General features: G+C 32.6%; 5 protein-coding genes. All 5 read left to right on the top strand.

Annotation, left to right across the window (positions count from 1 at the left end; all coding sequences use genetic code 11):
• A partial coding sequence (locus OO775_RS13790; protein ID WP_264847806.1) for a hypothetical protein occupies positions 1 to 233 on the top strand: 233 nt, incomplete at its 5' end.
• Complete coding sequence (locus OO775_RS13785; protein WP_264847805.1) at positions 230 to 757, top strand: hypothetical protein; 528 nt, start codon at positions 230 to 232, stop codon at positions 755 to 757. The genes OO775_RS13790 and OO775_RS13785, both read left to right, overlap by 4 nt.
• The gene (locus tag OO775_RS13780; protein WP_264847804.1) at positions 754 to 1314 is read left to right on the top strand and encodes a hypothetical protein; all 561 of its coding nucleotides are present in this window, start codon (positions 754 to 756) and stop codon (positions 1312 to 1314) included. The genes OO775_RS13785 and OO775_RS13780 overlap by 4 nt, the downstream gene beginning before the upstream one ends.
• Positions 1315 to 1326: 12 nt before the next feature.
• Positions 1327 to 1776: a YcbK family protein gene (locus tag OO775_RS13775; protein ID WP_264847803.1), complete on the top strand. Its 450-nt coding sequence runs from the start codon at positions 1327 to 1329 to the stop codon at positions 1774 to 1776.
• Between the two features lie 21 nt (positions 1777 to 1797).
• Positions 1798 to 2340: a lysozyme gene (locus tag OO775_RS13770; protein WP_264847802.1), complete on the top strand. Its 543-nt coding sequence runs from the start codon at positions 1798 to 1800 to the stop codon at positions 2338 to 2340.
• Positions 2341 to 2501: the final 161 nt, after the last annotated feature.

Genomic DNA, 2501 nt, shown 5'->3' with positions numbered 1-2501 from the left:
GTATTTTTTTTGAAAAACGCAAAAGAAAAGCTGAAACACAAATCATTGAAGCAGATGTTAATGACAAAATGCGTGAGATGTACCTCAAATTCGTAAATGATTATGATAAAAAGTATGATGCCTTGCGAGCCGAACTGGAAGATTTACGAGTGCAATACAATATCCTGAAAAAACAAAACGAAGAATTACGAAAAGCTGTTAGATATAATCAAATAAAACAACAAGCACAATGAAAAAATCTATTTTAATAATCCTAATGAGTTTGCTGTTTATCAGTTGTAAAATAGGACAAACAACCCGACATTTTGAGAAACACGCAACCGAGCATACTAAAACAGATACATTGATTATTTCTAAAACGGAAAAAATCAAAGATACGTTGTTTATTCAAGTGCCTGTTGTTCAGACTACTAATAAAGATTGTGATACTTTGTGCCAGAAGGAATTACACAAAATTTTGTCTCAATTACGAAGTCGGAAAAACTCAGGCGCAAACAAAGCAGGTATTTATTACGATAAATTGCAAAAACAGATTGTTTTATATAACGAACTACAAGCGCAATTTGATACATATAAGTCTAATAATCACAAAGTTATAGAAACAAAAGAAGTAGAAATAAACAAAGAAATACCAGTTCCTTATATCCCAAAATTTATAAAGTTTTTGGCTTGGTGTGGAGAATTTAGTCTGCTCCTTATCGTTGTTGTTATAATTCTTTTCGTTTTAGGTAAAATAATAAAATTCAATAGGTTATGAAAATAGAAAGAAAACATATAATATTGGGATTAGTCGCTGTTTTGGGCGGTTCAATGATGAACTTCGTAAGTGGAAAAGTCAATCAGGCTAAAGCCGTTTTTGAAAAAATCGAAATAAAACTAAGCACTATAAAACGTATTCGTATAGCAAATAGTGCCTTAAAATTTGATGTAGATATTTCGTTACAAAACCCCACTTCACAAGATTTTACAGCATCTTCTGGCGGTTTATTGAAAGGAAGGTTATATAGAGTGTATCTCAAAGAAAAATTACTTATTATGGGGTCTCTCAATGATATTGAAGGAATAAATCTTCCTGTCGGTGGCACGCACACTTTTAAAGATATAAGTGTTTCTATTCCACTTATTGATGTTGGAAAAGAGCTTTTATCTATCGTTGGAGGGGGCGATATTTTTTCAGGATTGACAGCTCTAACTCAAAAAGGATTATTGGATAAAGTTAAAAGTATTGAGTTTCAAAATTTATTAAAAGATTTACGTTATGAAATTGATATAGAGGGTTTTGGACAGATTTATACATTCAAAGAAAAATTATAAAAACATACAAAAATGCAACTAACAAGGAATTTTACAAAAGTCGAATTTGACAGCAAATATGGCGCTACAATGCCTGCCGATGTGTTGAAAAATATTCAAGAATTGGCAAAAAACCTACAAGTTTTACGCGATTTTTTAGGAAAAAAAATAACGATTAACAGCGGATACCGAAGACCAAAATACAATGCAACAATAAAAAACGCTTCGCCTAAGAGCCAGCATATTTTGGGTAAAGCTGCCGATATAGTAGTACAAGGACTAAAACCCGAAGATGTCGCACAAACGATTGAAAAACTTATTGCACAAGGTAAGCTAAAACAAGGAGGTATAGGCGTTTATGATACGTTTGTACATTGCGATATACGAGGTACAAAAGCACGTTGGGATTTTCGTTTAAAAAAAAGTAGCTTATGGAGGCACTTTGCTTATTTGTGGTACTATTGTTTATTTTCTTTTCATTAGGAAAAACAAAAAAATAAAGAGATGACAATTTCTGAATATGGACTAATGTTTATTAGAAAATGGGAGGGTTTCCGAGCAAAACCATATATTGATAGCTCAGGAATGGCTACTATCGGGTATGGCTTTACTTTTTATCCAAACGGAACAAAAGTAACAATGCAAGACAAACCTATATCACAAAGAGAAGGCATACGAATATTTAAAATAATTGTGAAAAACTATGAAAAGGCTGTAAATAAACTTATTAAAGTTCCTATTTCACAAAATCAATTTGATGCCTTAGTGTCGCTTTGTTACAATATTGGAGTTGGAAATTTTCAAAAAAGTGCGCTGGTTTCTTTGGTCAATAAAAACCCCAATAGCCCAGAAATAGCAAACGAATTTCAGAAGTTCGTTTTTGCTAATGGCAAAAAACTACAAGGGCTTGTTAATCGTAGAGCCGATGAAGCAAGGCTGTATTTTGAAAAAACTAAAAAAAAAGTCCCTATGCTAATTATCGCAACACTTGTTGGCTTGGCTGGGTATTTTATTTATAAAAGGAACAAGGAAAGAAGAACCAAGTAACAAGGTACAAAATCCAAGTATTTGGGCATTGACACTTGATACTTGGCACTTGAGCCTTAAAAATATAAACGATGAAAGGAATATTAACAGGTTACAAAAATGCCCTTTTTAAAAGTAATACAACCGTTGAAGCCGAAGCTGCACGCCGTCAAAAAATATGC

This window comes from Capnocytophaga catalasegens (assembly GCF_026005215.1).
GTDB classification, from domain to species: Bacteria; Bacteroidota; Bacteroidia; order Flavobacteriales; family Flavobacteriaceae; genus Capnocytophaga; species Capnocytophaga catalasegens.
Note: the sequence above shows the minus strand (reverse complement) of the source record. Positions and strands in the feature narration are given on the sequence as shown.